Below are 25,945 nucleotides of genomic sequence, written 5' to 3'. Positions count from 1 at the left end.
TTTAGAGCTGGCATTCGTCCCATAAACGACGTACATTATCCATCCCTATTTTTGAACCAACTTGGCAATCTTCCATGCCTTCGAATTCCACCACAATATATCCATCGTAGCCACTACCTTTTACGAGCTTAATAATTTCTCGAATATTCAGATCGCCATGCCCGACAATTGCCCCTCTAATGTAGTTGTTATGCACTGTACGGAACCATTCGCCATCACCTGGATTTTCATAATAAGGACGAATATAAAAATCTTTGAAATGCACTGTAGCCGCATAAGGAAGGTTTTTCATTACACCAATTAAAGGTTGTTCATCGATGCATAAAAAATTTCCAATATCTAAAGTTGTTTTAAAGTTGTCTCTGTTTACTGCATGAATTAATTGTTGTACACGATCACTCGTTTGCACATTAAAGCCATGATTTTCAATCGTTGTCGTAATATTAAATTGTTTCGCGTAATCGGCAATCAACTGACAGCCTCTAACCATTTCTTCAAAATGTTCATTGTAATAATGAATGGTTGTTTGCTCCTTTGGTAAAGTAAAGAGCGTAACGTCATGGCGCATAATGTTAATGCCCATATGATGTACTACATCAATATGTTTCTTTAAGCGTTCAACTTCTTCTAGAAAAGCTTCCTCCGTATCCTGAATAAAGTTTGCTGGTAATGAGTAGGCAGATAGCTCTAATCCTAGCTCTGCTGCTTTTTCTTTAATTTGTGTTGCAAGTTCATAGTTATCTACAACAGTAAATTCATAGGGCACTAATTCTACATGCTGTCCCCCGTTGTCTGCTACCCATTGCAAAACATCTAGAACAGTCATTTCCCCCTGCCTCATTTTTTTGACCATACTGTATGTGCTTAACCCAATTTTCATTTCTGAACACCCTTTCTATTAGTGAACAAAGTGACATGCAACACTTTGCTCTTCGTTAATTTTTTTCATTTCTGGTATAGCTTGCTTACATATATCTGATGCCAATGGACACCTTGTGTGGAAGGTACAACCACTTGGCGGGTTTTTAGGATTCGGTATGTCACCAGTTAAAACGATTTTCTTTTTTCGTAATGTTGGGTCTGCTATCGGCACGGAAGCAATGAGTGCTTGCGTATAAGGATGCTTAGGTTCATTAAATATAGTCTCTTTTCGCCCGATTTCTACAATGGAACCTAAATACATGACACCTATATAATGGCTAATATGTTCTACAACACTTAAATCATGAGAAATAAAAAGATAAGATATTTTATATTCTTGCTGTAATTGCTTTAATAAATTTAATATTTGCGATTGTATAGATACATCCAATGCCGACACAGGCTCATCAGCAATAATCAATTTTGGTTTTGTTATTAAAGCGCGTGCAATACCTAAACGCTGTCTTTGTCCACCACTGAACTCATGTGCATAGCGGTCAGCATGTTCAGCATTTAATCCAACAACATCCAGCATTTCAAGAACTAGTTTTTCACGCTCGGCTTTTGAAAGTTTTGTATGAATTTCTAAAGGCTCACCAACAAGCTCCTTTACCTTCATTCTTGGATTCAATGAGGCATATGGATCTTGAAAAATCATTTGAACAGTTTGTCTTAAATGCTTTAAATCGGATTGCTTTGCAGTAGCCACATCTTTCCCATCAACAACAATACTTCCATTTGTTGGTGCTATTAATCTAGTGATTAATCTACCTGTAGTAGATTTTCCACAACCACTTTCCCCAACTAGACTAAATGTCGTGCCTTCTTCTATTTCAAAGGAAACATCTATGACCGCGTTAACATATTGCTTTTTTTGAAATAATCCACCCGCTATTTGAAAGCTTTTTTTCAAATTCTCCACTTTTAAAATACTATTAGGCATTTACTTTCACATCCTTTTTCGCATATAGCCAGCAGCTACATTGCCGTGTAGCTGAAATTTCCACTGTCGGTGGACTTTCCTGATGGCATATAGACATTGCTTCATTACATCGTGGAGCAAATTTACAACCATTTGGCATATTTTGCGGGGATGGCACTTGACCATTGATAGAATCCAATATTTCTTTGTTGTCACCAATTTTCGGTACAGATGCAATTAAACCTTTTGTATAAGGATGATTTGGGCTAGCAAATAACTCAAAGACATCAGCTTCCTCTACAACCTGCCCTGCATACATTACAACTACCCTATCGCACATTTCTGCCACAACACCTAAATCATGTGTGATTAATAAAATAGCTGTGTCATTTTCTTCCTTTAGATTTTTCATTAACTCTAAAATTTGAGATTGTATTGTAACATCAAGCGCAGTAGTTGGTTCGTCAGCAATAAGTAAATTAGGATGACAGGCCATCGCCATAGCAATCATTACGCGCTGGCGCATTCCTCCTGATAGCTGATGTGGATATTCATAAATGATTTCCTCGGCTCTTCCTATGCCCACGTTTTTTAACATTTGGATGGTGTGATGTCTACTTTCATTCTTCGGCAGCTTCAAATGCATCTCAATTGCTTCCATTAACTGTTTGCCAATTTTTAAGACTGGATTTAAAGAAGTCATTGGCTCTTGAAAAATCATCGCCATTTGCTTGCCACGAATCTTCCGAATTTCTGCTTCAGACATTTTCGTCAAATCATCACCATTAAAATGTATAGAGCCATTGACAATCTTACCTGTAGTCCCATGGAATAATTGCATAATGGATAACGATGTTAAGCTTTTCCCACTACCCGATTCTCCTACTAAGCCTAAGATTTCTCCTTTACGGATGGCAAAGTTGACACCCCTTAAAATCTTGATTTCCTTTTTATCACGCGTAAAGGACGTTTCTAAGTCAGTTACTCGCAGTACATGTTCTGACATAGGCATTCTCCTTAATTATTTTTTATTTTTGGATCTAATACATCTCGTAATCCATCACCTATTAAGTTAAATGCTAGTACGGTTAAAAATATAGCAATGCCCGGCATGATGACTACGTGCGAAGATGTTCCTAAATAGTCACGCCCGCTACTTAGCATGACTCCCCACTCTGGCGTTTCAGGGCTGGCACCTAAGCCTAAGAAACTTAAACCAGAAGCTGCTAAAATGGCTGTTCCTATACGCATTGTGACAAAAATGATTAATTCACTCATGGTTTCAGGGAAAATATGTTTCCACAGCACTCTAACATGCGAAGCCCCCATGGATTGTGCGGCCTCTACGTATACATTCTCTTTCGCATTCAATGTAGCACCTCTTACTAAACGGGCAAAAGATGGCACACTAAAGATCATCACAGCAATAATGACATTATTAATACCAGGACCCAATAAGGCTACAATGGCAATAGCTAACAATAAATCAGGAAATGAAAATAATACATCACAGCTACGCATGATGATTTTGTCAATCCACCCACCAAAATAACCGCTAATTAAACCTAAAATCGTTCCTAATATTAAGCCTAAAAATACGGCACTAAAACTCACCATTAAGGATATTTTTGCTCCTACTATTAAACGACTAAAAATATCGCGACCGTACTCATCCGTTCCTGCCAAATGACTCGCACTTGGTCCCTCTAATAAAGCATCATAATTCGGTTCGAAAGGATCATATGGCGCGATATAAGGACCAATAATAGCAACTACAATTAATAATCCTATAAAGATACTTGCTACCAATGCAGCCTTTTGTTTTTTAAAAGACTTCCAAAATTCTTTAAGAGGAGAGTATTTTCTTTGTGTATTTTGCACTTGGCTATTTTGCACAGTAGTTGGTGAAGTCATTTTGTTCCCTCCCTTAAGCATCTAATTGAATTTTTGGATTTAACACTGTATAAAGCACATCTACGACTAAATTTACTAAAATAAATTCTAAAGCAAATAACAGCAATGCTGACTGAATAACGGGATAATCACGAAATGCGATAGAATCGATCAGAAGTCGTCCCATTCCTGGAAAACTAAAAACTGTCTCTACTACCACCGATCCACCTAATAAAAATCCAAATTGCAGCCCTGCTACCGTTACCACAGAAATCAAGGAATTTCTTAAAGCATGTGTCACAATAACAGAGCGTTCTTTCAACCCTTTTGCTCTCCCTGTTCTTATATAATCTGCTTGTAACGTTTCAAGCATGGAAGATCGAGTAAATCTAGCGATCATTGACATAATGCCAGCCCCTAAGGTCAAGGAAGGTAGAATATAACTAGAAAAGCCATCTAATCCACCTGTCGGAAGTAACCCTAGTTGCACTGAAAATAATTGAATTAATAATAGGCCTAGCCAAAATCCTGGAATCGAAATGCCCGAAACAGCCGTTACCATTCCAAAATAATCAGGCCATTTATTTTTATTGATGGCAGAAAAAACACCTATCGCCAAACCCATTAATGTAGCCCAAAACATGGAAAGGAAAGTAAGCTGAAGAGAAGGCATAAACCTTGTTTTAAACATATCGATGACAGGTAGCCCTGTTGTTAAAGACGTGCCAAGCTCACCCGTCACAAGATTTTTCATATAATCCACGTATTGTTTAAGAATCGGTTTATCTAAACCCATCTCATGTCGTACATTTTCAACATCTTCTAGCGTGGCATCCTTACCTGCTACTAATCGTGCTGGATCACCAGGTATAAAATGAATAAATAAAAATGTTAATATGGAAATGACAATTAAAATCGGTATCATTTCAACAGTTCTTCTTGCTATATATTTCCCCATGCCGCCTTCCTCCTTTCTATTTTGTAAAAAAGGAATTGACTAGCATCAATTCCTTTTCTGTGCATTACTCTACTTTGGCATTCTTCACATCAAGTCCACCTGTAGGGTTTACTAACACACCACTAACATTTGAGCGCACGCCATATACAACCTCATCCACCCCTAAGAAAATCCAAGGCGTATCTTGATAAACGATTTCCTGTAATTTTTCATATAGTTCAGCTTGGCGATCTACATCTGAAATGGAGTTAGCTTCATCCATTAATTGATCTGCCTCCTTGTTATTATAGTAAGCTGTATTTGCACCATTTGGAGGGAATGATACGCTATGGAAAAGAGGCTTTGTCGCATTCGTTATATCCGAAGCATAGGCTGACCAACTCACATACCACATTTTCAATTTCGCATCATCTGGTGTTTGTGCACCATAGATTTCATCTGATAAAGTGCCTTCCTCCATTGATTTAATTTCTACTTTTACGCCGATTTGACCTAACTGTTGTTGAATAAACTGCATACCTTTCATCGTATCTGAGTTTGTGTTCCCCCAGATTTCAATATCGAAGCCATCAGGATAGCCAGCCTCAGCCAATAATTCTTTTGCCTTTTCAATATTGTGTTCATACATTTTTTGTTGCTTATAATAAACCGTTTTAGAAGGAATAATGGAGTCTAATGGTACACCTAGCCCCGCATTAACCACTTTTATATAAGCATCTTTGTCCACCGCATAGTTAAAGGCTTGTCGAACTTTAAGATCATCCAAAGGTTTTTTATAAGTATTTAATGAAACGTAGTGTGCAATTGTAGAAGGAACTTTATTAACCTCTACATCTTTACTATTAGAAAGTTCATCAATATTTTGAGATGGCACAGGATAGATAACTTGTGCATCCCCCGCTTTTAGCATCGCCACTCGTGATCCATTTTCGGGTACTGGTTTATAGATAATTTTAGAAACACGTTGTCCGCCATCCCAATAACCATCAAAATTTTCAATTGTTAAATGGTCTCCTTGTACCCATTCAACAAATTTATATGGACCTGTACCGACAGGTTTTTTGGGTATTTCTGCTAAATTTTCTTTAATCATTTTTGGACTAATCATTTTGGCAACCCCAAAACGAGTAATCATTGGTCCATATGGTTCTTTTAAAGTAACTTTAATTTCATAATCGCCTAGAATTTCAACGTTGTTTATTAAGCTAAATCCACGAGAATATAAGCGTAAGCTTTCATCATTCATGATTCGTTCAATGTTGACCTTTACAGCATCAGCATTAAACTGTTCCCCGTCATGGAAAGTAACCCCTTCTCGAAGTTTGAACGTATATTCGAGCGCGTCTTCACTTATTGAATAATCATCTGCTAAAACCTTAATAATTTGCCCATCTGCATCGAAGCCTAACAATCCTTCTAGCATCGTCTCCTGTACAGAGTTCGAATTAGTATCCCCTGTGTTATGCGGATCCATTGAAATAAAGTTTTCATTTACAGCGATGACAAGCTCATTTTTTGAACTTGCTGTGCCTGAATCTGTAGTAGACTTGTCTCCCGTATTTGGTGCGTTAGAATTGTCTTTCTCTGTACATGCCGCTAAAAGCAACGTACATAGAATGACAAAAACCAATTTTTTAATAAAATTCATTTCATCTTCCCCCTTAGTAAAAATATATAAAAATATTTCTTATAGCTTAAAATAAGAAATATAATTACTAAAAATATTTATTTTCTCCACTGCTGAAAATAAATAGGCAAAAAATAAAACTATATTTTCTTACGATTAGACAATTCAATTCAGGAAAGACATTGCCTCCTCAACTATCAAAATTGCTTTTAATCAGAAAGTATAGTTCAAATTACAAAGTGTATTTATTCCACTGCTGAAAATAAGTGATTAAAAAAATATTCCCTTTCGCAATATTTTTTAATTATCAGAAAATTAATTATTTTTTTACAACTATAAACTATGAAATCTAATATTTCCAGTATTTTTTTAATAATTTTCAGAATTTTATAATTATTTTTATTGTGCAATAATAAATTTCTTGAAAAATCATTTAAGCTTCAAAGTGCCACAATAAAAGTTCTAAAAGCCATTAACACGGCTTTTAGAACTTACTTGAATAGTTACTACAGCGTATTTATACTATTCACAACCACATTTAGTATGCGATCAAGATCTTCTTGTGCAATATTAAGTGGTGGTGATAATGTTAAGACGTTATTATACCCCGCTACGGTAGCTCCATTTTTCCCGATGATGACCCCTTGCCCTTTACATGCTGCAATGACAGCATTCACTTTTTCCACTGGCAAAGGTTCTTTTGAGATTTTATCTACAACTAATTCTATCCCGATCAATAAGCCTTTCCCACGAACATTGCCAACATTTGAATGCGTGTTTAAAGCATTTTGAAGCGTTTGTAATGTTTTAGCTCCTACTTCCTTCGATCGCTCAAATAACGCTTCTCTTTCAAGGATTTCAATATTTTTCAAAGCGACAGCACAGGCTACAGGTGATCCACCAAATGTATTGACATGACGGAAATAACCGTATGCATCTGTTCCTGTAAATGCCTCATAAATTTCCCGCTTCACTGCCGTTGCTGACAGTGGTAAATAAGCACTTGTAATCCCTTTAGCCATCGTAATAATATCAGGCTTCACACCGTAGTTCATAAAACCAAATGGCTTTCCTGTACGTCCAAACCCGCAAATGACTTCATCGACAATCATTAATGCTCCATGTTTTTTACAGATTGCCTCAATGCCCTTCATATAATTTTCTGGAGGCATAATAACACCGCCACCTGTAATAATCGGTTCTAATATCATTGCTGCAATAGTATCGCCCAGTTCCCATGTCATCATTTTATCGACAGCTTTTACACTCGCTAAGTCAGTTGGTGCTAACGAGTCATTTTCTGGTTCCCGATATTGATCAGGTGGCGCAACATGAATAAAGCCTGGTGATAGTGGTTCATATTTATATTTTCGTTCTGCTTGCCCTGTCGCAGCTAAAGCTCCGAATGAATTTCCGTGGTATGCCCGATAACGCGAGACAATTTTATAGCGTGCACTTTCACCTTTTTGTTGATGATATTGGCGGGCTATTTTAAACGCCGTTTCGTTTGCCTCAGAGCCACTATTAGAAAAGAAAATGACATAATCGCCGCCAAGCATTTGGTTAATTTTTTCTGCTAATTCAACAGCGGGCAAATGGCCTTGTGATAGAGGCGCATAGGCATTTTTCATCATTTGCTCATGTGCAACGTCCGCTAATTCCTTACGACCGTATCCTACATTTACACACCATAACCCCGCCATTGCATCAATGTATTCATTACCCTCTGTATCAACGATTCTTGCACCATCCGATTTTTCTACAACATATGTTGCTTGCGGATTATAAGGCTTCATTGAATGCCAGACATATTGTTCATCTTTTTTTAATACATCACTCTTAAGATTTGTTTGAACCATTTACATGCACCCCTTTAATTATATTCAGGTAAATTATTGAAGCAGCTTAAACTGTTCCACTTAATGTAATGTGGTATCGCTATTACTTGGAAAGGCAAATGAACTTGTTGTATTCTCCGCTTCATCAGGCCATCGTTCAGAAATCGTTTTTGCCTTCGTAAAGAACCGCGCTTGATCTGGCCCAAACATATGCCCTTCGCCAAATTTAGAACGCTTCCACCCTCCAAAATTGTGATAGCCAACAGGAATTGGAATAGGGACATTTATGCCTACCATCCCGACTTCTATTTCCTCTTGGAATTTACGCGCTGCACGTCCACTACGCGTAAACATCGTCACACCATTTCCAAGCTCATGGTTATTAATTAAATCAATGGCTTCCTGTAATGTCTCGACACCCAATATAATGCGTGCTGGTCCAAATACTTCTTCTTTAAAAATCTGCATATCTGGTGTGACATGATTAATTAGGGTCGGTCCTAAATAAAAGCCTTTCGACGTTTCACAAATGCTAGGATTTCTTCCATCTATGACGAGGTTGGCCCCCTCAGCAACCGCTCCGTCGATGTATTGGATAATTAAGTCTTTTGCTTGCTGCGAAATGACAGGGCCAAAATCGATAGTAGGATCTTTGTAACAACCAATTTTCAAATTTACTATTTTCTCTTTTAACACTTTTGTTAATCGTTCTTCTGTATCCTTCCCAACAACTATAGCTCCCGAAATCGCCATACAGCGCTGTGAAGCAGCACCATATGCTGCGCCTAAAAAGGCATTGGCAGTTTGCTCAAGATTGGCATCAGGCATGACAATCATAAAGTTTTTTCCTCCACCAAATGCAGCTACGCGCTTATTATGCTTTGTACCTGTGTGATAAATATATTCTGCTACAGGTGTCGATCCAACAAATGAAATGGCTTGAATTTCTTTGTTTTCAAGTAGTTCATTGACAGCTTCTTTATCCCCATTAATAACTGTCCATATCCCATCTGGTAAGCCTGCTTCTTTCCAAAATTCGCTTATTAACAATGCTGAATGCGGTACACGCTCAGATGGCTTTAAAATAACAGCATTACCTACCGCAATCGCCATACTAGAGATTGCTAGAGGTACCATTACAGGAAAATTAAATGGTGCAATTGTTGCTACAACACCGAGAGGCGCCTTTGCAGAAAAGGCATTAATATCGCCTCCTACATTTACTGAATATTCGCCCTTTAATAATTGCGGTGCACCAATTGCCATATCTACAGATTCTATTCCACGAATGATTTCACCTTTCGCATCTTCAAATGTTTTACCACTTTCCTCACAAATAACTTGAATTAGTTCATCCTGCCTCGCTACTAATATTTGACGGAAACGATGCAATACTTCAATCCTTTTGCCAATTGATGTTTTTTTCCAAGCAGGAAAGGCTGTTTTCGCAAACTGAATAGCTAGCCTTATCTCTTCTTTTGAAGCTAATGGAACCTGGGCAATAATCTCTCCTGTCGATGGGTTATAAACAGCTGAAAAGCGACCACTCGTTCCTTCCATTTTTGTGCCATTTATAAAATGTGATAGCGCTTTCGTTTTTTGTTGAATTGGCATCTCTTTACCACTCCTTATTCTGTATCGTTGTTTAATATCAAGTTTTCCTTTTGGAAAGATGAACTCGCTTCTCCCACAGGATTAGTAATCTTTTTCCTTTGTGTTACGACATAAAGAATCATCACTATTGCTACTACAACACACGTAAATAGAATTTGAGAACGCATAGAATCAATAAAAAACATCGACACTAGTAATGCAGTTGTTGCCAATATGGTAAAATACGTTAAATAAGGGAATAACCACATTTTCACTTTTAATAACGCTGGATTTTCTTTTTCAATTTTCCGACGCATTCTTAATTGTGAAAACGAGATAATTAAGTAAAGAATTAACGTTATTGCACTACAGGAACTCAATAAAAACATAAAAACTTTATCTGGCGAAACATAGTTCATAATTACAGCAATATATGAGAAAAAAGTGGCTGCTAGAATTGCATTTACAGGAGCGCCATTTTTATTTAGTTTTAAAAATGCTCTTGGTGCCTCCCCTTTTTCTGCTAAAGAAAAGACCATTCTTGATGTTGCATAGAGCGCCGAGTTTAAACACGATAAAACCGCTGTTAATACAACAAAATTCATTATTTGTGCTGCAGCGGGTATACCGATATAATCTAGAACTGCTACATATGGACTTGTTAAAATATCTGAAGAATGCCATGGTAATAATGTAACGACTACCGTTATTGACCCAACATAGAAAATTAAAATACGCCATGTAATCGAATTTGTAGCTTTAGTCACTGCAGCTAACGGTTCATCAGATTCTCCCGCAGCGATCGCAACAATTTCTGTACCCATAAAGGAGAAAATAACAATTACTACCCCCATTAATACAGCTCCAAATCCATTTGGTAAAAAACCACCCTCACCGATTAAATTGGCAGTACCAATAGCATTAAAATTTGGCGCTATCCCGAAAATGATAAATGCCCCAAGTGCTAAAAAGGCAATAATACTTACAACCTTGATAAGAGAGAACCAGTATTCAAACTCACCAAATGCCTTTACTGACAGTACATTTGTTAAAGTAAGTGCGACAGTTAATAGTAGACTTAGCAACCACAAAGGAATGCCGTCATACCAATATTGAATAATTGCGGCGGCAGCAGTTGCTTCTAGCGCAATTGCGACAACCCAGAAAAACCAATATAACCAGCCAATCATAAAACCAGCCCACGGACCAATTGCTTCATGTGCGTAGTGTGCAAATGAACCACTTGTCGGGTTTACAGCTGCCATTTCACCTAGCATTCGCATAACAAGAATGACAATTATCCCAGCAAAAATATAAGATAATATGGCACCAGGCCCAGCCAAGTTTATAACCGAGCCACTTCCCATAAAAAGGCCAGCGCCTATCACCCCTGCAATAGCGATCATTGTCATATGTCTTTTCTTTAACCCTCTCTGTAAATGCGTTTGTTGTTCCATATCTGTCACCCCTTTTGCAAGATTGGATTAGTACTTACAAAAATCTTACATCTTTCAAAGAGACGAAGTAATAGACAAACTGTAAAATGCTATGATTTTGTTTTAAACATAATGTAAAATAGAATAAATAGTATCGAAAGACAATATTTCGTAAAATAATAGCTAAATCATTATTTTTTATTTAAAATTCAATCATTTTCTATGTACAATGCAATATTTGATTGGAGGGCTACAATGAGTCAATATAAGCTTCTAGTAAAGGACATATTAGAAAATGAACACTTTAAAAGCGCCGAGGTTGTTGCAGGCAAAGATGGATTATTACGAATTGTAAAGTGGGCACATGTTATTGAAATTGTGCAAGTTGATAATTTCCTAGCTGGGGACGAATTGGTTTTAACGACGGGAATTAGTTTACAGCATTGTATTGAGGACTTTATCTTTTTTGTGGAGTCTTTAATTAAAAAAAACTGTGCAGCACTTTGCATAGAATACGGTACTTATTTACAAACAATACCAGAATCCATTCTTTCACTTGCCAACCAACATGACTTCCCAATCATAGTTTTTCATGAAACAGTTCCTTTTGTGAGGATTACACAGGATTTACATAGTCAAATTATGAACCAACAATATTTTATGATTTCTTCATTAGAAACTTACTCACAAACTTTAAACAAAAATGCTCTGTTAGGACAAACCGTAGATGATATTTTGCAAACACTCTATCAGGCACTACGTACACAAATCATTTTTTCTATTAAAGGTCGAGACCCTATCTTTTTTCCGAATATACCTACAGTCAAACGACGGGATTTATTAAAGATGCCAAAATCAGCAACACAATTTATACATGAGCCTATTTTTATTGTCGATCAACATTATGCAGATTTAACCCTTTATCGAGGGGATGGATTGTTCTCTGAATTTGAATTACTGATTTTAGATCGTACAGCGACGGCACTTGCTCAGCTTTTAATGCGTGAATTTTATATTGAAGAGAAAAGGGATATTGAGGATGCAACGATTTTAGCGGATTGGATTGATCACAAGCTAACGAAAGAGGAAATTTTTAAATTTATCGTGTCCCATCATTCGAACTTTACTTATTATAGTAGCGCAGTGTTTATTTTATCTTCACCCTATACAATTATGAAGGTACAAGAGGATATTGTGTATAGCAAGCTTTATTATCGCAATCTATTTGAACAAAATGGTTTTATCCCTTTTTTATTCGAAAGGAAGAGCTATGTTATTTTCATTCTCCTCCATACAAAAGACTGTAAAGCGAGCCGAGAATTACTAAATACGCTTTTTTCTACGCTTAAAAAAACGGATTTTTATAAAAAGCAACTATCACAAGGATATCAACTAGCGATTGGTAAGGTCGTTTCAGATGTCGAGGAAATTCCGAAGAGCTATCAAACGGCTTTAGAAACATTATATATTTGTGGCAAAGTGCAAACGACCTCGTTTTTCTATGATGACTTACACTTATACCACCTCATTTACAAATTGCAAATGCAAGTGGATTTACAAGAAGTCATTCAAGACTATTTACAGCCTGTTATTGAATATGATAAAAAGCACAACAGTAAATTGCTCGAAACACTTCAAGTATATCTACAGACAAATGGATCCAAACAACAAACTGCTAAACAATTATTTATTGTACGGCAAACACTCTATCATCGCCTAAAGAAGCTTGAAAGTTTGCTAGGGGAGGATTTTATGAAGGGTCATAATCGCATTACACTTGAGTTTATGTTACTTGCCAATTCGCTCATAGAAGAAAAGAAGTAAGTCCACTGTCAAATTGTTTGAGTGACTGGCACTCCTCCATATAAAACGTAAAAATCCACTTCACTTTCGGCGCGCATCACTCCATAAGCCGCGGAAATCTAAGTGGATTTTTACTTGGATATAGAATTCAGAATTGTTTGGGTGCCTGGCACTCTAAGAGTGGCACTTATTTGTTAACTACGCCACTATACAGGCCTGGTCTACGGTCATCATAAACTGGAATTCTTCCTCGAACTTCATCGACAATTGAAAAGTCGACGTCTATAACGGCTACTTCCTCATCTTCTGCTCCAACCCATAATACTTCACCCCAAGGTTGAATCACCATAGATTGACCATTAAAGTTTTCTACCTTGTTAGCAATACGATTAACGGCAATGACAAAGCATTGATTTTCAATTGCACGTGCCTGCAATAATGTTTTCCAATGATCGATACGAGGTGTTGGCCATTGAGCTGGTACGAATATCACCTTTGCACCATCTAATGCATGCGCACGTAACCATTCTGGAAAACGAATATCATAGCAAATAACACCCGCTGCTTCAATATCCCCCAATGCAAAGCGGTTCATTTCATCACCCGCTTCTAAATAAAGATGTTCATCCATCAGGCGGAATAAATGTGCTTTACTGTATTCACCAACCAGATTTCCTTCCTTATCAAAGGAATACATCGTATTGTAAAATTTATCGCCCTTCTTCGTTGCGACAGAGCCCCCCACAATATGTACACCAAGTTCGATTGCCAAGCTTTGTAGAAATGCCTTTGCTCGTTGGCCATCTGTATCTGCAAGTTCGGCTAGTTTTTCAAGCGCATAGCCTGTATTCCACATTTCGGGAAGTACTATAATCTCCGCGCCTAAGCGTGCCGCTTCGCGAATTTTTTCCTCTGCTCTCACAAAATTTTCTTCTACTTTACCGAATCTTACATTCAATTGAATACAACCTATTTTCATGTTTATTCCCCCATCCATTCGTAAAAAATAGTTTTAACATTCAAGACATATGCGTACTTCCTATACCGTGTAGCTTACTACACTACATTTTTCTTTGTTCCATTATATCACTGAGTGCACATGGCATGTCGATGATATCAGGGTAAAGATTCCATGAAATACTTAAAGACAATTGTCATCAATTTCAGGCTATGTTCATCTTTTAATGTTTTGTTAACGACTTTAAAAACGATAAATATATACATTTTTATCGTTTAATGACAACAAAAACCATTACTGATATACTTATTACATACATTGATATGATAATAAAGGTATTCCCGAAAGTAAAAATCATAATCAAGAAGGAAGGTCACATCATTTATGGAAAGCGCATTCTTCGTTTTTTTACCTCTCTTAAGCTTATTAATTTACATAGCTCCAGCTGTATTTGTCATTTGGTTTCTGCTTAAATTTCTTAAAATACAACAAGAGCAAATACAAATCCTTAAAAGTATTTCTGATAAGTTAGATAAGCAATAAAAAAGATGGGAATCCCATCTTTTTTATTTTTCTTCCTTACTCCCGTAAGACTAGGCTTTCTAATATGCAAAATAAGAAAGAAGGGTTGTTATGAAAAGGAAAGTAATCATCACTGTGACAAGCTTTCTGCTAGTTTTTCTCCTATTACTGGCCACATATAAATTAATGAATTCTAGGACATATCAGTTGTTCGGAAATATAACGAAACAAGTAGAGACAACTCAAAAAGTGGTTGCATTAACGTTTGATGATGGCCCAACAGAAAATGTAAATATGATACTGCCACTATTAGAAAAATATCATGCAAAAGCGACCTTCTTTCTAATTGGCGAAGAAATTGAAACACATCCAGACGAGGCAAAAAAAATTGTAGAGCAAGGACATCAAATCGGCAATCACACCTATTCTCATAATCGGATGGTTTTCAAAACCCCTTCATATTATAAGAAAGAAATTGAAAAAACCGATCTATTGATTCGCAATGCTGGTTTTAAAGGAGAAATTGATGTTCGGCCTCCCAATGGGAAAAAACTTATAGGATTTCCATACTACCTAAAGAAACATCATCGAGACACGATAACTTGGAATCTCGAACCAGATAGTTATTACAGCTTAGCGACAGACAAAATAAATTATGTACAAGAAAATATCGAGCCTGGTTCAATTATATTGATTCATCCAATGTATGATAAAACCGATAATACGCTTCAAACAATTGAAGGCATTTTACAAGAGCTTTCAAATGAAGGCTATACATTTGTTACTGTTAATGAACTTCAGGATATGTAAAACATGCAACCTTACTCAAAAAGACTAAAACTGAAACTAGTGCCACTTTCGAGTAGCATTTTTAGGAGGTAAATATGACATATATAAAAGGGTTTTTAGGATTCATCATGATATTGTTCGGAAGTATGCTCATCGCTATAACGATTGATGATGTTCTGATAAAGAATATTCTTTTGAGAATAATTGGCGCTTTCCTTGTTTTCATTGGAGTTGATATATTACATAGACAATTCCATCCTCATAAGTACAAAAAAGACCAAGGCAACAATTAGACGTATTTTTATAAATAACTTTCACAAAATAAATAATACGGTGAAAAACGAGAGGAGATACTTGTGAAAAAATTTATACCGATAGTCATAGCTACTTTATTTATTTCTAATTCAACATTACTTAGCGATATAGTTAACGCTGAAGAAAATACGAATGACTCTACAACAGAAAAACAATATGAATATAGCCTCAAATATAATTACGAAGAGATTTATGCGTTATTAAAATTGTCTGAGGAGGAGTTTAATTTATATTGGCACCAAGGTCTTTCTATAGCTGAAATGGCTACAAAACAAGGCATTGACAGAAGTGTATTAGAAGAGTATTTTGTAACTTTCCATCACAAAGTTTTACGAGAATGGCAAATACGTGACGAAGTACCTGAACATCTTTACTTCACACAAGTTTATCGATTAAAAGATGAAATCAACGAATTTATAGATCGTAACCCAAATAAAGACCAGGCTCAAAATTAAATGAGTCCTGGTCTTTTCTTTCCACATAAGTCTCTTTTTGGTCTTCTTTATACGTTTTTTCCCCTTGATAAAGAAAGACTATAGACAATCTATTAAAAAAGTAATAGTATTTGCAACATATCTATAATAATTATTATATTCTGAAAAAGGTGAACATACATGGAATTATCAAAAAAACTACAGCAACTCCCTCCACAATTTTTTGCAGCACTTGTACAAAAGGTCAATGCAGCACTAGCGGAAGGACGCGACATTATTAATCTTGGTCAAGGCAATCCCGACCAACCGACTCCCCCGCATATAATTAAAGCACTTCAAGATGCAGCAGAAAATCCACAGCATCATAAATACTCTCCGTTTCGTGGCATTACTGAATTACGCCAAGCGGCAGCTGATTTTTATAAACGTGAATACAACGTTGATATTAATCCTGATACAGAAGTAGCCATTTTAGGTGGTACGAAAATTGGACTTGTGGAACTACCAATGGCAGTGTTAAATCCTGGTGACACCATGCTGTTACCTGATCCAGGGTATCCAGATTATTTATCTGGTGTTGTGTTAGGTGACGTGCAATATGACGTCATGCCACTTTTTGCAGAAAATGATTTTTTACCTGACTATGATGCATTATCCGATGAAGTAAAAGAAAGAGCTAAGCTTCTTTACTTAAATTACCCGAACAATCCTACTGGTGGAACAGCAACAGTTGCATTTTTCGAAGAAACAGTAAGCTTTGCAAAAGCGCATCAAATGATTGTAGCACACGATTTCGCCTACGGTGCGATTGGCTTTGATGGCAATAAACCAGTAAGTTTTTTGCAGGCCGACGGTGCCAAAGATGTCGGCATTGAACTGTATACATTATCAAAAACCTATAATATGGCTGGCTGGCGCATCGGTTTCGCAGTTGGAAATGCACAAGTTATAGAAGCTATTAATCTTCTTCAAGATCATTTATTCTGTAGCCAATTCCCTGCTATTCAACAGGCAGCAGCTATCGCTTTAACTTCCTCACAAACTTGTGCACAGGAACTTAAGGAAACATATGAACGTCGACGAAACGTTCTTATCGAAGAAGCACAGCGTATCGGTTGGCAAGTAACCGCTCCAAAAGGTTCGTTTTTTGCTTGGCTCCCTGTTCCACTAGGGTACACAAGTGAACAATTTGCCGATGTATTACTTGATAAAGTGGATATTGCTGTAGCCGCTGGTAATGGCTTTGGACAGTTTGGTGAAGGCTATGTACGTGTCGGTTTGCTTGTAAGCGAAGAACGCTTACGTGAAGCTATTGGCCGAATTGAAAAGCTTAACCTTTTTAAACGATAAGTCAAGAAGCACTCGCCATATGACGAGTGCTTCTTGTTTTTTATTATTTACGATTTTCCATCCACTCTGGTTTACCAAAGCCTTTGAAATCTGCATCAATAACTTCTTCGAATTTAGCCGATTCTACAATTTCAACTAGATCCTTTGATAATTGTGAATCTTTATTATCAGCCTTTACCGCAATAACGTTACGGAATTGGTCAGGCATGTTTTCTAAAAATACCGCATTTAGTAAATCTAGCCCCGCTGCTAAAGCAAAGTTACCAGGTACGCCAGCTAAATCCACACTTTCCACTGTACGCGGAAGTGCAGCAGCCTCGATCGGTTGGAATACTAAATTTTTGTCGTTTTTCACAACATCTTTTTCTGATGCTTTTAATTCTTCAATGCTAGGGTCAATCTCGATTAAGCCTTGCTCCTGCAATGATAATAATGTACGTGCTGCATTTGAAGGATCATTGGCAATTGCCACAGTTGCCCCATCAGGAATTTCATCGATTGATTTGTATTTGTTCGAGAAAAAGCCCATTGGCGCAGTCGGCACAATAATTAATGCTTCTAAATCCATGTTGTTCTGCTCTTCAAAGTTTTCTAAGTACTTCGTATGCTGGAATAAGTTCGCATCAATATCGCCATTATCTAAAGCTTTATTTGGTTGCACATAATCACTGAACTCTACTAATTCAACTTTGTAACCTTTTTCTTCAAGCTGTGGAATAATTGCTTTTTTAAGCATATCACTATAAGGTCCTGCTGTTGCACCTAGTTTAATAGATTTACTATCTCCCGCTGCATCTGAACCTTTTTTTGAATCGGAACCTTTGTCGCTAGAACCACATGCTGCTAAAACGACAGCAAGGATAATTGTCAAAAATGCTAGTAATGATTTTCTCATCTTTTCTTTCTCTCCTCTTCTTATCTTTTATCAATTGATTTTGCAAACCAGTCGCCAGCAATTTGTATCGCTTGCACGAGCAAAATTAAAATCGCAACGGTAGCAATCATAATTGTATTATCATAACGATAGTAGCCGAATCGGATAGCTAAATCACCAATACCACCGCCACCTACTACACCTGCCATTGCAGAGAAAGCAACTAAACTAATGACAGTAACTGTCATTGCTTGAATGATGCTTGATTTTGCTTCAGGAATTAAAACATCTTTAATAATCATCCACGGTGTGGCACCTACTGCTATTGACGCCTCAATAACACCTTTATCAATTTCTCGTAATGACGTTTCCACTAATCGTGCAAAAAATGGAATGGCTGCAACTGATAACGAAACACTCGCTGCAATCGGCCCAATTGTTTGTCCAACTAGTAGTTTCGTTAATGGGAATAACGCGACTAATAAAATGATGTATGGAATCGACCGAATAAAGTTCACCGCAAAGCCGAACACACTTTTAATTAAACGATTTTCCCAAAATAGCCCCTTATCCGTAACAAATAGTAAAATGCCAAGTGGTAAACCTACCACGATTGACACAGATAGCGAGATGCCAATCATAATAATCGTTTCCTGAAAGGCTTTCAATATATCTGGAATCATCTCGATAAAATGGGTTACATCAAACATGCTGAACCACCTCCACAATAGCACCACGTTCGGTCATATAGGCAACAGCTTTTGCTAACTCACTGTCCTCACCTTGTAGCTCCATTAAAAAAATACCGAGTGGTCGTTCTTGTATGTATTCGATTGTGCCATGAAGGAAATTCCCTTTTACGTAAAAACGTTGCATCGTGTCAGCAATAACGCCTTCTCCTGCTACATTTCCTTTAAATAAAATTTTGACGATTTGACCTTGTACATTTTTTAAAATTGTTTGTGGAATATCAAAAGATACCACACTACTAATAAATTCTTGTGTTAATACTTTTTGAGGGCTAGCGAAAATATCATATACTTCGCCTTCCTCGATGACTTTACCATCCTGCATAACAGCCATACGATTGCAAATTTCCTTCACAACATCCATTTCATGTGTAATAAGGACAATCGTAATCCCTAACTTATTATTAATTTCCTTTAACAGTCGTAAAATGGATACTGTTGTTTTAGGATCGAGAGCAGACGTGGCTTCATCGCAGAGCAACATCGCTGGATTGTTTGCTAAAGCTCTTGCAATCCCTACTCTTTGCTTTTGACCCCCACTAAGCTGCGCAGGATACACATCCCTTTTTTCTGCTAAATCAACCATTTTAAGCAATTCGTCCACTCTTGCAGGAATATTAGTAGCTGGCATATTCGCCGCCTTTAGGGCGAAGGCTATATTTTCGCCTACTGTTTTTTGGCTTATTAAATAGAAATGTTGAAATATCATTCCGATTTTTAAGCGCGCTAAACGTAGTTCATTTCGTGATAGCTTTGTCAAATCCTTACCATTAATTAATATTTCACCGCTAGTAGGCCGTTCTAATAAATTTATACAACGTAAAAGCGAGCTTTTACCAGCTCCCGAATAACCTACTATTCCGAAAATATCGCCACGATTAATTGTTAAGGATACATCGCTAACACCAACAACTTCTTTTTTCTTTGAGCTATAAACTTTTGATACATTACGAAATTCGAGCATTTTGTTCTCCTTATTCAATTATTCAACAGCTATTATAACCTACTATTTCAATATGCTTTATAGAATAGTTCGAATTATGTTATTTGTCAATCTCTTTTGACAATCTATCATATCACCGAATAGTTATTTTCCGATTAAATGATTATATCTTAAGCAATATAGCGAATTTTCGAAGCAAAACTGTACGTAATATAAAAGAAAAGAAGGCACTCCCTGTTCTATTCGAACAAAAAGTGCCTTCTAGTCATTATGAAATTACGCCTAATTCACGGCCTACTTTTTCATAAATTGTCAATGCGTTGTCTAGCATTTCCTTTGTGTGAGCAGCTGTCGGCATATTACGAACACGGCCAGTGCCTTTTGGAACAGTTGGGAAAACGATTGATTTTGCATAAACGCCTTCCTCAAATAAGCGACGAGAGAACGTTTGTGTCAGCTTTTCATCACCAATAATACATGGTGTAATCGGTGTTTCTGATTCTCCGATATTAAAGCCTAATTTCGCTAACCCTGCTTTTAAGTAATCGCCATTTTCCCATAGCTTATCATGTAGTTCTGTTGAATCAATAAGCATTTGTACTGCTGCCGTAATAGCCGCCACATCACCTGGTGGTAATGCTGTTGAGAATAAAAATGGACGAGAACGGACTTTCAACCAGTCAATCAGATTTTTCTTGCCAGCAACATAACCGCCGACCACTCCAATTGCCTTTGAAAGTGTACCGATTTGGAAGTCGATTTCTTTTTCTAGACCGAAATGTTTTACAGTGCCCTTCCCTTTACCAGTAACACCTGATCCATGTGCATCATCGACATAAGTAATTAAATCAAACTCTTTCGCAATTTCAACGATTTCTGGTAGTTTGGCGATATCGCCATCCATTGAGAAAACACCATCTGTAATTACCATTACTTTATTATACAAACCTGATTCTGTAGCCTCTTTTGCTTTTGCGCGTAAATCTTCCATATCCGAGTGATTGTACGCAATGATTTTTGCACGCGATAAGCGGCATCCATCAATAATAGAAGCATGGTTTAATTGGTCTGATAAAATGGCATCGTTTTTATCCATAACAGCTGAAATAGCAGCCATATTACAGTTAAAGCCTGATTGATAAGAAATAGCCGCTTCTGTACCTTTAAATTCTGCAAGCTTTTCTTCTAATTTAACATGCAGATCAAGTGTACCATTAATTGTACGAACAGCCCCTGCACCTACACCATATTTTTCTGTTGCTTCTTTAGCAATTTGCTTTAATTGCTCATTTGTTGCCAAGCCAAGATAGTTATTAGAGGAAAGATTGATAAGATTCTGACCTCGAACCTGAATAACTGGCCCATTTGCGCCTTCTACTGCGTCAATTTCATTGTATAAGCCTTGATCACGTAAGGCTTGTAAGTTTTCATCTAAAAATGTATTTAGTACTTTAGACAAGAGTATCATCCTTTCTAAGATCAGTTTTGTCTCGGCGTCATAATATTCGGATTTTATTTTATGCATGCATCCTACAACTCAAAATCCAAGGCTTCTGCCAGAGGCATTCTCTTCATTCAGCTTGCTGTTCACATCTATGCAAATAAGGGGTCATTTGCATCCATTTCGCTTTCGCTAGCAGCTATTGAATAAAGATCGACTAGTCTACTCATAGTGTAGCATAAGCAACCAATTAGAATAAATTACTTTGCTAATCTTTCAAATAAAGGAGCTGTTTTTTCACGCCAAATCGCAGTCGACAAACATTGATCCATGAGCTGGCGAATTGTTTTCTCTGCTTCTGCATATCGCGTTGTATAGCCGATTGCATCTTGCATTGCGCTTTTATAGTTCACACGGATTTCTTCAATTTGAGCTTCGGCTTCCTCTGTCAAAACACAATGTTTCCCCATATCAAAAATTTCATCGCCTAATCTTCCATCTTGTGGATCAAATACATGGGGCTCTGTACTATCAAATATACAAAGGTTTAATTCGGGTACAATGACCATATCCACTGAACCAGCATCTAAGCCACACCACACAATTTGCGCATCCAGCCCTCTTGCATTTGCCTCGTCTGCTAATCCTTTCATTAATGAGGATTTCCCCGTACCTGGCTTGCCCTTTATCATCAATCTTCTCGCTAAATTTTTCGTCATGCTATCTACTGTATTTTCTGCACCTCGAGGTGTAAGTGTTCCTAATAGTCGATGCGTGCGTCTTCCAGTTTTATTTAAAACGATGGATTGAAAAATATTCGACTTTAAGTTTGTAACTTGTTCATCTAAAGCTTGCCAGTTCATGCAACTTTGCGTAACAATTTCCCAGTCATCATGTATTTTTTTGGCGATTTCAAGCATTGTTATACACTTTTCACGCCATAACTCCCGCTCTTTTATCGCAACAGCTAGCTTTTCGCCAATCTCTTCAAGTCGGTCTTCTTCTAAGCAATCATAAAAGGACAGCACACGATGCTTCGTACCAAATAAAGTTGGTTCAATTCCCCATTGCGAAGACCACACATAGAGTCGGTTACAGCCTCGAACAAAGACTCCCTCTATTACGTTCTCTAACAATGCGTGTTGAAACCACTCTACTGCAAAGCCCTGTTTTACATAATAATAGCCTAGCTCCTTCAAAAGCTCTGATCCTTTATATGTTGATGGGCCTTGCAGAACGTAAACTAATTCCGCTTCATCCATCATTTCTTTATATAAATGTTTGATTCCTTGCCCAGTAAGTGCGTGTCCAAAGTAATAGGTAACATTTCCGTTCAATGTCGCTCCCCCTTTTTTTATGCCAAGACATTATATGAACTATTAGGCAAAAAGATGAAAGGGGAGGCAAATTGTTTGAGTGCCTGACACTAATTGTGTGCGTACCTGGCACTTAGGCATGGACATCTGGCAGAATATAAGCTCCTAATTCGTAAAAATCCACTTAAAATTTCAGAATTGTTTGTGTGCCTGTCACCACTTAAAATGGTTTGATGCCCTCCATGCTTCCGATACATTTCATTAAAACTTTACGACAATACGGTAAGGAAATTTGCACAATATAGCCTGATGTTAATGCAATGACGACAGTACCAACACCAACAGGACCCCCGAGCAACCATCCAAAAATAGTGACGAGAACTTCGATGCCCATACGCGCGGTTTTAATCGTCCCTCCAAATCGTTCAACGAGAATCATCATTAAAGTATCGCGCGGACCTGCACCCATATTTGGCGCAATATACATGCCACAGCCGAAGCTTAAAATAAATAAACCAAGTACAAAATAAGTTATTTGTAAGCCATAAATATCAGTTGAAGGTAACAGCCAATTAAACACATCAATAAATGAACCGATAAGTAGCATATTTAGCCATGTCCCTATTTTGGGCCATTGCCGTAATACAATCGAGGTAGAGACGACGATTAAAAGCCCTGTTACAATAGACCAAGTTCCTATTGTTAAGCCGAAATTTTGAAATAGCCCTACATGTAACACATCCCATGGGCTTGTTCCTACAATTTTCCCTTTGATCGACATCGTAATTCCTAATGACATTATCACCATTCCTACCACAAAAAACGCCCAGCGCCATCCTGTGACTTTTCGCATTTCACTATCCTTCTCTCTATGTATGATATTGCTCTAACTTTATCATCATTTCTACTGCAAAATCTCATATTCCGCTAATTATTTTAATTAATCCGACTATATTTTTCCCAAAATAAAAAACTATCCAAGGATTATTCTTGGATAGTTGTGATGGGAGCAAGTTGCGCCTTAGTCACTGTAAGTAAATCATCAACTTGAACATTAATTTGCATACCAATTTTCCCTGCACTAACAATCATACTTCCTTGCTCACGTGCAGATGCATCAATAACCGTCGGATATAGCTTTTTCATGCCGACTGGCGAGCATCCACCACGGACATAGCCTGTATAACCAAGTAGCTCCTTCACCGCTAGCATCTCAATCTTTTTCTCGCCAACGACTTTAGCAGCAGCTTTCAAATCAAGTTCCTCCGCAACTGGAATAACAAAGACAAAAAGCTTTTGAGCGCTCGCCTTTGCCACTAATGTTTTAAATACACTTGTGACAGGGTGTCCGATTTTTTCAGCTACTGACACTCCATCTACTTGACCGTCACCTGTCTCGTACTCCAAAACATCAAACTGTATTTTTTGTTGCTCTAACAATCTAATTGCATTGGTTTTCGTATACTTCGCTTTTGCCACAATTAAAATCCCCTATCTATCCTTTAGGCTGTCATTGAAAACGTTGAGTTGTCTCCATATAGATAGCCGCTTTTTGCCATTTGAATATGCGCAACATATTTTGCTGACGCCATTTTAAATGTCCGTGCTTTCAACGTCTCATCATACGTCTTACCGAAAATTGTATCTGCCAATGGATCCAAATTCAATTCCTTTGAAAATCGTTCTGGCACCTTTACATTAATTGTTTCCGTCACAAAAGATGGTTCAAGCTCCTTCAGTAATGTTTCATCTAGCTCTGCACCATTGATATGTGCCTGAATTTGTTGCATTTGGACATCTGCACTAGCTGCTATACGTAAATCTTGCGGAGATGGAACTGTAGGTGTTAGCGCCGCACTTCGAACCTGCTGTAAAATTTGCAATGTGTCCGCACTTTCAGCATCCGTATTAATTTCCGCTTCAGCTAAATCATTTAATGCCGTAAATTGGTCCGTATCCGTTCCTTTTTGCCGTGATGAAGAGGGCGATTCCCCTATATCACTGCCAGTTGTTTTAAATGCATGCTCATGAGCCCTTACACTTTTTTCTGTTTGTTGTAAGCCTTGCATCAACGCCTGTTGCTGTGGCGTTACGTCTTTAGATTCCTCTTTATGTTGCTCATATAAATCTTGATCTTGGCGTCCTAATAATAGATTTTCAAGCTCTAGCAATATCGGATTTTTTTCTGGTTGGAAATACTGTGCATTTTTTCGATAAGCATCACCAGCCTCTTTGCGCTGAAGGATTTTCTTACGATTATAATAAGCAGATTGTCTCTCTTGCTCCATCATGTTTGATAGTTTCATATCCTCACCTCGACTTTCTTTTTAATATGCAAGTTTAGTAGTAAATATGAACAACTTTCTATTCCCTATTTTTATTCAAACTGAACTGTTTCTGTACTATTATTATCGGAATTTTCTCTCTTAAATTCAAGCAAAAATCACTACGAACCTCCTAAAGAAACAATATTAAAATTTTTTAATAGGTAAAAACACCCTATTAATTAAAGTAATTTAATTGTTATTACTTTTCTTTATTACTTTTTCATTTATTTTCATTAAAATTTATCACATTAAACACCTGTAAAATAGTGCTTATCGATAATAAAAAACAGCCCATTTTAAATGGACTGTTTCTTCTACAAACGAACTTTACGCTCGCTTTTTGGGCATAATAAGCACACATTTATAAGCTAAGTACCCAAACCAGGCACCTAGCGTATTTAAAATTAAATCATCAACATCTGCAGAACCAACCGTAAAAATAAATTGTACGGTTTCAACAGCAAGGCTAGAGAAAAAGCCTATACAAATAATTACCCACGCCTTTCGAAACCTCTTTGACAGTAGCGGTAACAAAAAACCCATCGGTGTAAAAATTAATAAATTGCCTAATAAGTTTACGACAATCAAGTCTAAATTAAAATATTGTGAGTAGTTGATATAACGTAAAATCGTTTCAAACGGTATAAAATTTGTCGTTACCCGCCAGCTACTATAATCAAATAAACCCATCTCGCTTAAAGAATAATTGCCCCTGAACAACATAATACAAACTTCTACTAAACGATTAATTACTAGCTTGTAAAAGGCAATACATGTGTAAAAGCTAAAAAACACCCAACCTATTACTTTAAGTTGTATGTAATACGTATCAATCCACGCTCGAAATGGTAATGGTAGCTTGGCATCACCTTGGATACTGGATATATTATTTTTTGCCATGCTCATTCACCCACTTCCTCTTATCCATCCCATATT

The 25,945-nt window shown here is 37.2% G+C and carries 23 protein-coding genes; 4 read left to right on the top strand and 19 right to left on the bottom strand.

The window, feature by feature from the left end:
• Nucleotide 1: 1 nt before the first annotated feature.
• The 9 genes from ACIQ1H_RS14935 to ACIQ1H_RS14895 form a co-directional block, all read right to left on the bottom strand.
• The gene (locus ACIQ1H_RS14935; RefSeq protein WP_139860082.1) at nucleotides 2-880 is read right to left on the bottom strand and encodes a sugar phosphate isomerase/epimerase family protein; all 879 of its coding nucleotides are present in this window, start codon (nucleotides 878-880) and stop codon (nucleotides 2-4) included.
• 18 nt (nucleotides 881-898) lie between these two features.
• Nucleotides 899-1,864 (bottom strand): ABC transporter ATP-binding protein, encoded by a 966-nt coding sequence (locus ACIQ1H_RS14930; protein WP_139860080.1) that lies wholly within the window; start codon nucleotides 1,862-1,864, stop codon nucleotides 899-901.
• Nucleotides 1,857-2,849 (bottom strand): ABC transporter ATP-binding protein, encoded by a 993-nt coding sequence (locus tag ACIQ1H_RS14925; RefSeq protein ID WP_402889777.1) that lies wholly within the window; start codon nucleotides 2,847-2,849, stop codon nucleotides 1,857-1,859. Before ACIQ1H_RS14925 ends, ACIQ1H_RS14930 begins: the two co-directional genes overlap by 8 nt.
• An 11-nt stretch (nucleotides 2,850-2,860) precedes the next feature.
• Nucleotides 2,861-3,757, bottom strand: a complete 897-nt coding sequence (locus tag ACIQ1H_RS14920; protein ID WP_139860674.1) for an ABC transporter permease — start codon at nucleotides 3,755-3,757, stop codon at nucleotides 2,861-2,863.
• A 13-nt stretch (nucleotides 3,758-3,770) separates the two neighbouring features.
• Nucleotides 3,771-4,694, bottom strand: a complete 924-nt coding sequence (gene nikB / locus ACIQ1H_RS14915) for a nickel ABC transporter permease (RefSeq protein ID WP_337982140.1) — start codon at nucleotides 4,692-4,694, stop codon at nucleotides 3,771-3,773.
• Nucleotides 4,695-4,758: 64 nt separating this feature from the next.
• Complete coding sequence (locus ACIQ1H_RS14910; RefSeq protein WP_402889774.1) at nucleotides 4,759-6,342, bottom strand: glutathione ABC transporter substrate-binding protein; 1,584 nt, start codon at nucleotides 6,340-6,342, stop codon at nucleotides 4,759-4,761.
• 485 nt (nucleotides 6,343-6,827) lie between these two features.
• Nucleotides 6,828-8,180, bottom strand: a complete 1,353-nt coding sequence (locus ACIQ1H_RS14905) for an aspartate aminotransferase family protein (protein ID WP_402889773.1) — start codon at nucleotides 8,178-8,180, stop codon at nucleotides 6,828-6,830.
• Between the two features lie 60 nt (nucleotides 8,181-8,240).
• A complete protein-coding gene (locus tag ACIQ1H_RS14900) occupies nucleotides 8,241-9,773 on the bottom strand; it encodes a CoA-acylating methylmalonate-semialdehyde dehydrogenase (protein WP_402889771.1) in 1,533 nt (510 codons plus the stop codon).
• 14 nt (nucleotides 9,774-9,787) lie between these two features.
• Nucleotides 9,788-11,209: an amino acid permease gene (locus ACIQ1H_RS14895; RefSeq protein WP_402889769.1), complete on the bottom strand. Its 1,422-nt coding sequence runs from the start codon at nucleotides 11,207-11,209 to the stop codon at nucleotides 9,788-9,790.
• 234 nt (nucleotides 11,210-11,443) lie between these two features.
• On the opposite strand from ACIQ1H_RS14895, the gene ACIQ1H_RS14890 reads away from it, so the two are divergent.
• Nucleotides 11,444-13,012: a PucR family transcriptional regulator gene (locus tag ACIQ1H_RS14890; protein WP_402889767.1), complete on the top strand. Its 1,569-nt coding sequence runs from the start codon at nucleotides 11,444-11,446 to the stop codon at nucleotides 13,010-13,012.
• 166 nt (nucleotides 13,013-13,178) lie between these two features.
• On the opposite strand, the gene ACIQ1H_RS14885 is transcribed toward ACIQ1H_RS14890, so the two are convergent.
• Nucleotides 13,179-13,970, bottom strand: coding sequence for a carbon-nitrogen family hydrolase (locus tag ACIQ1H_RS14885; protein WP_173478687.1), 792 nt, complete (start codon nucleotides 13,968-13,970; stop codon nucleotides 13,179-13,181).
• A gap of 612 nt (nucleotides 13,971-14,582) precedes the next feature.
• Between ACIQ1H_RS14885 and ACIQ1H_RS14880 the strand changes: the two genes are divergently transcribed.
• From ACIQ1H_RS14880 to ACIQ1H_RS14870, 3 genes are all read left to right on the top strand, one after another.
• Nucleotides 14,583-15,281 (top strand): polysaccharide deacetylase family protein, encoded by a 699-nt coding sequence (locus ACIQ1H_RS14880; protein WP_402889765.1) that lies wholly within the window; start codon nucleotides 14,583-14,585, stop codon nucleotides 15,279-15,281.
• Between the two features lie 335 nt (nucleotides 15,282-15,616).
• Complete coding sequence (locus ACIQ1H_RS14875) at nucleotides 15,617-16,030, top strand: hypothetical protein (RefSeq protein WP_402889763.1); 414 nt, start codon at nucleotides 15,617-15,619, stop codon at nucleotides 16,028-16,030.
• 159 nt (nucleotides 16,031-16,189) lie between these two features.
• Nucleotides 16,190-17,359 (top strand): pyridoxal phosphate-dependent aminotransferase, encoded by a 1,170-nt coding sequence (locus tag ACIQ1H_RS14870; RefSeq protein ID WP_402889761.1) that lies wholly within the window; start codon nucleotides 16,190-16,192, stop codon nucleotides 17,357-17,359.
• 43 nt (nucleotides 17,360-17,402) lie between these two features.
• On the opposite strand, the gene ACIQ1H_RS14865 is transcribed toward ACIQ1H_RS14870, so the two are convergent.
• The 9 genes from ACIQ1H_RS14865 to ACIQ1H_RS14825 all read right to left on the bottom strand — a co-directional run bounded on the left by ACIQ1H_RS14865 (nucleotide 17,403) and on the right by ACIQ1H_RS14825 (nucleotide 25,915).
• Complete coding sequence (locus tag ACIQ1H_RS14865) at nucleotides 17,403-18,254, bottom strand: MetQ/NlpA family ABC transporter substrate-binding protein (protein ID WP_173478692.1); 852 nt, start codon at nucleotides 18,252-18,254, stop codon at nucleotides 17,403-17,405.
• Nucleotides 18,255-18,274: 20 nt separating this feature from the next.
• On the bottom strand, nucleotides 18,275-18,943 hold the full coding sequence (locus ACIQ1H_RS14860) for a methionine ABC transporter permease (protein WP_173478693.1): 669 nt from the start codon (nucleotides 18,941-18,943) through the stop codon (nucleotides 18,275-18,277).
• Entirely contained in the window at nucleotides 18,936-19,946 is a 1,011-nt protein-coding gene (locus ACIQ1H_RS14855; protein WP_402889759.1) for a methionine ABC transporter ATP-binding protein, read from the bottom strand. The genes ACIQ1H_RS14860 and ACIQ1H_RS14855 overlap by 8 nt, the downstream gene beginning before the upstream one ends.
• Before the next feature lie 247 nt (nucleotides 19,947-20,193).
• The gene (locus tag ACIQ1H_RS14850) at nucleotides 20,194-21,393 is read right to left on the bottom strand and encodes a glycine C-acetyltransferase (RefSeq protein WP_173478695.1); all 1,200 of its coding nucleotides are present in this window, start codon (nucleotides 21,391-21,393) and stop codon (nucleotides 20,194-20,196) included.
• Nucleotides 21,394-21,626: 233 nt separating this feature from the next.
• Nucleotides 21,627-22,703 carry a nucleotide kinase gene (locus ACIQ1H_RS14845; RefSeq protein WP_402889757.1) on the bottom strand — a complete coding sequence of 359 codons (1,077 nt, stop codon included), beginning with the start codon at nucleotides 22,701-22,703 and terminating at the stop codon, nucleotides 21,627-21,629.
• A 199-nt stretch (nucleotides 22,704-22,902) separates the two neighbouring features.
• Nucleotides 22,903-23,535, bottom strand: coding sequence for a YczE/YyaS/YitT family protein (locus tag ACIQ1H_RS14840; protein ID WP_402889755.1), 633 nt, complete (start codon nucleotides 23,533-23,535; stop codon nucleotides 22,903-22,905).
• Between the two features lie 131 nt (nucleotides 23,536-23,666).
• Entirely contained in the window at nucleotides 23,667-24,161 is a 495-nt protein-coding gene (ybaK, locus tag ACIQ1H_RS14835) for a Cys-tRNA(Pro) deacylase (protein ID WP_402889753.1), read from the bottom strand.
• Nucleotides 24,162-24,184: 23 nt separating this feature from the next.
• Entirely contained in the window at nucleotides 24,185-24,988 is an 804-nt protein-coding gene (locus tag ACIQ1H_RS14830; protein ID WP_402889751.1) for a putative metalloprotease CJM1_0395 family protein, read from the bottom strand.
• Between the two features lie 348 nt (nucleotides 24,989-25,336).
• On the bottom strand, nucleotides 25,337-25,915 hold the full coding sequence (locus ACIQ1H_RS14825; RefSeq protein ID WP_228134354.1) for a VanZ family protein: 579 nt from the start codon (nucleotides 25,913-25,915) through the stop codon (nucleotides 25,337-25,339).
• Nucleotides 25,916-25,945 lie beyond the last annotated feature (30 nt).

Origin of the sequence: Lysinibacillus sp. NPDC097279 (assembly GCF_044761745.1) — a bacterium.
Taxonomy (GTDB): Bacteria; Bacillota; Bacilli; order Bacillales_A; family Planococcaceae; genus Lysinibacillus.
The sequence above is the reverse complement of the archived record's forward strand: the minus strand, read 5'-3'. Positions and strand labels throughout refer to the sequence as shown.

Excerpts from the sequence above, each read along its gene's own strand:
- ACIQ1H_RS14935 (WP_139860082.1), bottom strand. The coding sequence starts at position 880 with ATGAAAATTGGGTTAAGCACATACAGTATGGTCAAAAAAATGAGGCAG.
- ACIQ1H_RS14905 (WP_402889773.1), bottom strand. The coding sequence starts at position 8,180 with ATGGTTCAAACAAATCTTAAGAGTGATGTATTAAAAAAAGATGAACAA.
- nikB (WP_337982140.1), bottom strand. The coding sequence starts at position 4,694 with ATGGGGAAATATATAGCAAGAAGAACTGTTGAAATGATACCGATTTTA.
- ACIQ1H_RS14910 (WP_402889774.1), bottom strand. The coding sequence starts at position 6,342 with ATGAATTTTATTAAAAAATTGGTTTTTGTCATTCTATGTACGTTGCTT.
- ACIQ1H_RS14895 (WP_402889769.1), bottom strand. The coding sequence starts at position 11,209 with ATGGAACAACAAACGCATTTACAGAGAGGGTTAAAGAAAAGACATATG.
- ACIQ1H_RS14865 (WP_173478692.1), bottom strand. The coding sequence starts at position 18,254 with ATGAGAAAATCATTACTAGCATTTTTGACAATTATCCTTGCTGTCGTT.
- ACIQ1H_RS14930 (WP_139860080.1), bottom strand. The coding sequence starts at position 1,864 with ATGCCTAATAGTATTTTAAAAGTGGAGAATTTGAAAAAAAGCTTTCAA.
- ACIQ1H_RS14860 (WP_173478693.1), bottom strand. The coding sequence starts at position 18,943 with ATGTTTGATGTAACCCATTTTATCGAGATGATTCCAGATATATTGAAA.
- ACIQ1H_RS14840 (WP_402889755.1), bottom strand. The coding sequence starts at position 23,535 with ATGCGAAAAGTCACAGGATGGCGCTGGGCGTTTTTTGTGGTAGGAATG.
- ACIQ1H_RS14890 (WP_402889767.1), top strand. The coding sequence starts at position 11,444 with ATGAGTCAATATAAGCTTCTAGTAAAGGACATATTAGAAAATGAACAC.
- ACIQ1H_RS14880 (WP_402889765.1), top strand. The coding sequence starts at position 14,583 with ATGAAAAGGAAAGTAATCATCACTGTGACAAGCTTTCTGCTAGTTTTT.
- ACIQ1H_RS14830 (WP_402889751.1), bottom strand. The coding sequence starts at position 24,988 with ATGAAACTATCAAACATGATGGAGCAAGAGAGACAATCTGCTTATTAT.
- ACIQ1H_RS14850 (WP_173478695.1), bottom strand. The coding sequence starts at position 21,393 with ATGATACTCTTGTCTAAAGTACTAAATACATTTTTAGATGAAAACTTA.
- ACIQ1H_RS14870 (WP_402889761.1), top strand. The coding sequence starts at position 16,190 with ATGGAATTATCAAAAAAACTACAGCAACTCCCTCCACAATTTTTTGCA.
- ACIQ1H_RS14825 (WP_228134354.1), bottom strand. The coding sequence starts at position 25,915 with ATGAGCATGGCAAAAAATAATATATCCAGTATCCAAGGTGATGCCAAG.
- ACIQ1H_RS14920 (WP_139860674.1), bottom strand. The coding sequence starts at position 3,757 with ATGACTTCACCAACTACTGTGCAAAATAGCCAAGTGCAAAATACACAA.
- ACIQ1H_RS14855 (WP_402889759.1), bottom strand. The coding sequence starts at position 19,946 with ATGCTCGAATTTCGTAATGTATCAAAAGTTTATAGCTCAAAGAAAAAA.
- ACIQ1H_RS14885 (WP_173478687.1), bottom strand. The coding sequence starts at position 13,970 with ATGAAAATAGGTTGTATTCAATTGAATGTAAGATTCGGTAAAGTAGAA.
- ACIQ1H_RS14900 (WP_402889771.1), bottom strand. The coding sequence starts at position 9,773 with ATGCCAATTCAACAAAAAACGAAAGCGCTATCACATTTTATAAATGGC.
- ACIQ1H_RS14925 (WP_402889777.1), bottom strand. The coding sequence starts at position 2,849 with ATGTCAGAACATGTACTGCGAGTAACTGACTTAGAAACGTCCTTTACG.